This is a genomic window from Streptomyces sp. NPDC089915 (genome assembly GCF_040684675.1).
Taxonomy (GTDB): domain Bacteria; phylum Actinomycetota; class Actinomycetes; order Streptomycetales; family Streptomycetaceae; genus Streptomyces.
This window is the reverse complement of the sequence record NZ_JBFBGN010000266.1, coordinates 1-3,410: the sequence shown is the minus strand read 5'-3', so window position 1 is coordinate 3,410 and position 3,410 is coordinate 1. Positions and strand designations below refer to the sequence as shown.

Sequence of the window (3,410 nt, the reverse complement as noted above, 5' to 3'; positions counted from 1 at the left end):
CCGGCCGGCGCCGGGACGGTCATGGGCAGCCCGTTCACGCGCTCGCCTCTGCGTTCTCGCCGGCGTCGTCGGCGTCCGGGGTGACGTCCAGCAGGGCCTGCGCCGACGCGTCGTCGGGGCCCTCGGCCCACAGGTGGGTGACGGCCTCCGCCGGGTCCGGCAGGACCAGCGCCCACCGGCCGTCGGCCTCGACCACGCGCACGCCGTCGGTGGTGTCCACCTGCCGCTCGCCGGCCGCCTCCACCACCCGCCGCATGACGAGCCCCTTGGCCGCCCACGGGGTCGGCACGTCCCGCTTGAGCACGTGCGCCCGCGGGATGCGGGAGTCGATCTGGCTCAGCGTGAGCTGGGTCCGCGCGACCAGCCCGATGAGCTGGACGAAGGCCGCCGATCCGTCGAAGACGCTGCTGAACTCCGGGACGATGAAGCCGCCCCGGCCGTCGCCGCCGAAGATCGTGGTCTCCTCGCGGCCCACCCGGGTCAGGTCGTCGGGCGAGGTCGTCGTCCACTCCACCTGCGTGCCGTGGTACGCCGCCACCTGCTCGGCGACCCGGGTCGTGGTCACCGGCAGGGCCACCTTGCCGCTGCGCTTCTCCGCCGCCACCAGGTCGAGCAGGACGAGCAGCGCCCTGTCGTCCTCGATGATCCGGCCCCGCTCGTCGACGAGGGAGATCCGCTCGCCGACCGGGTCGAACCGCACGCCGAAGGCCGCCCTGGCCGAGGCGACGATCTCCCCGAGCCGCACCAGTCCGGCGCGCCGGGACTCGTGGGTCTCGGTCGGCCGGGACTCGTCGAGCCCGGGGTTGATCGTCAGGGCGTCCACCCCGAGCCGGCCGAGCAGGCTGGGCAGGACGAGCCCGGCGCTGCCGTTCGAGGCGTCCACGACCACCTTCAGGCCGGAGTCGGCGATCCCGGTGGTGTCCACCCGCCGCAGCAGCGAGCCGGTGTACGAGTCGAAGACGCTCGACGGGAACTGGAGGTCGCCGATCTCCCCGGGGAAGGCCCGGCGGTACTCCTGACGTGCGTAGACGCGGTCCAGCTTGCGCTGCTGCGCCTGCGAGAGGTCCGCTCCCCGCTCGTCGAGGAACATGATGTCCACCGAGTCCGGCACCCCGGGCGAGGTCCGGATCATGATCCCGCCCGCCGCGCCGCGGGCCGTCTGCTGACGGGCCACGGGCAGCGGGACGTTCTCCAGGTCGCGGACGTCGATGGCGCTGGCCTGGAGCGCCGAGATCACGGCGCGCTTGAGCGCTCGGGCGCCGCGGGAGTGGTCACGGGCCGTGGTGACGATCGCCCCCTTCTTGAGGGTGGTCGCGTAGGCCCCGGCGAGCTTCACCACCAGCTCGGGGGTGATCTCCACGTTCAGGATCCCGGAGACCCCGCGCGCGCCGAACAGGTGGGCCTGGCCGCGCGACTCCCAGATGACCGAGGTGTTGACGAAGGCGCCGGCCTCGATCGTCTTGAAGGGGTAGACGCGTACGTTGCCCTGCACGATCGATTCCTCACCGACGAGGCACTCGTCGCCGATGACGGCGCCGTCCTCGATGCGGGCGGCCCGCATGATGTCGGTGTTCTTGCCGATGACGCAGCCGCGCAGGTTGCTGTGCGGCCCGATGTAGACGTTGTCGTGGACGACGGCCTTGTGCAGGAAGGCCCCGCTCTTGACGACCACGTTCGATCCGACGACGGTGTGCTCGCGGACCTCCGCCCCGGCCTCGACCTTGGCGTAGTCACCGATGTACAGCGGGCCGCGCAGCACGGCGTCCGGGCTCACCTCGGCGCCTTCGGCGATCCACACCCCGGGCGAGATCTCGAAGCCGTCCATGTCGACCTGGACCTTGCCCTCGAGCACGTCGGCCTGCGCCTTGACGTAGCTCTCGTGCGTGCCCACGTCCTCCCAGTAGCCCTCGGCCACGTAGCCGTAGATCGGCCGGCCTTCCTTCATCAGCTGCGGGAAGACGTCGCCGGACCAGTCGACCGAGACGTCCGGGTCGACGTAGTCGAAGATCTCCGGCTCCATCACGTAGATGCCGGTGTTGATGGTGTCCGAGAACACCTGCCCCCAGGTCGGCTTCTCGAGGAAGCGCTCGACCTTGCCCTCTTCGTCCACGATGGTGATGCCGAATTCCAGCGGGTTCGGCACCCGGGTGAGGCACACCGTGACGAGTGCGCCCTTCTCCTTGTGGAAGCTGATGAGGTCGGTGAGGTCGAAGTCGGTGAGCGCGTCGCCGGAGATGACCAGGAAGGTGTCGTCCTTCAGGGCCTCCTCGGCGTTCTTCACGCTGCCGGCGGTGCCGAGTGGCTTCTCCTCGTTGGCGTAGGTGAGCTCCATCCCGAGCTCCTCGCCGTCACCGAAGTAGTTCTTGACGAGTGACGCCAGGAACTGGACTGTGACCACGGTCTCGCTCAGCCCATGCCGCTTGAGCAGCCTGAGCACGTGCTCCATGATCGGCCGGTTCGCCACCGGCAGGAGCGGCTTGGGCATGCTTGAGGTCATGGGGCGAAGCCGCGTTCCTTCGCCACCGGCCATCACGACGGCCTTCATGTCGGAAGAGTCCTCCTAGAGAGATGACGGTCTGGCCGACCTCACCCGTCTCGGACGGATACTCCGCTACTCCTCCGCGTCAGCACCGGCGCCGAGTGAGCTCAATCGGCCGTGGCGTCCGCCTTGACCAGACGGCGGACTTGCACCACGTAAAGGATTCCTGCCCACCAATAGAGCGTTGTACCCCATCCTGCGAACGCCCATCCGAAAACGGACGCCATCCAGGCCAACCACCCCGTACCGTCACTGAGCAGGAGCAGTGGGAAGGCGTACATCAGGTTGAAGGTGGCGGCCTTGCCGAGGAAGTTGACCTGGGGCGGCGGATAGCCGTGCCGGCGCAGGATCCACACCATGACCAGCAGCATTGCCTCGCGGGCCAGCAGCGCCGCGGTGACCCAGAGGGGCAGAATCCCCCGGTAGGTGAGCCCGAAGAGCGTGGTCAGGACGTAGAGCCGGTCGGCTGCGGGGTCCAGGAGCCGGCCCAGTTTGCTGATCTGGTTCCAGCGCCGCGCGAGTTTCCCGTCGAGGTAGTCACTGACGCCGCTCAGCATGAGCACGAGCAATGCCCAACCGTCGTGCTTGGCGAGGATGAGCCAGAGGAACAGCGGCACGCCGACGAGGCGGGCCATGCTGAGGATGTTCGGAATGGTGAAAATTCGGTCAGTCTGGACCCGAGTCTCCTGGACCTCCACCCGGGGGCCTCCACTGTGACTGTAGAAATGTCGAATCTATGCTCCCCTGACCCTACAGGAGACCCCGGGCGGGCCCGGAACGCAGAAAAGCCCCGCACCATGACTGGTGCGGGGCTTTCCCACAATGATTGTTCGGCGGCGTCCTACTCTCCCACAGGGTCCCCCCTGCAGTA

The 3,410-nt window shown here is 68.7% G+C and carries 2 protein-coding genes; both read right to left on the bottom strand.

Annotated features, from left to right (window positions below; genetic code table 11):
• Positions 1–34: 34 nt before the first annotated feature.
• Entirely contained in the window at positions 35–2,545 is a 2,511-nt protein-coding gene (locus AB0O29_RS34595; protein WP_365160018.1) for a mannose-1-phosphate guanyltransferase, read from the bottom strand.
• 101 nt (positions 2,546–2,646) lie between these two features.
• Positions 2,647–3,237, bottom strand: a complete 591-nt coding sequence (locus tag AB0O29_RS34590) for a CDP-alcohol phosphatidyltransferase family protein (RefSeq protein WP_365160015.1) — start codon at positions 3,235–3,237, stop codon at positions 2,647–2,649.
• Positions 3,238–3,410 lie beyond the last annotated feature (173 nt).

Bases quoted from the DNA above. Each gene is read 5' to 3' on its own strand.
- AB0O29_RS34595 (WP_365160018.1), bottom strand. From the start codon at position 2,545: ATGAAGGCCGTCGTGATGGCCGGTGGCGAAGGAACGCGGCTTCGCCCC.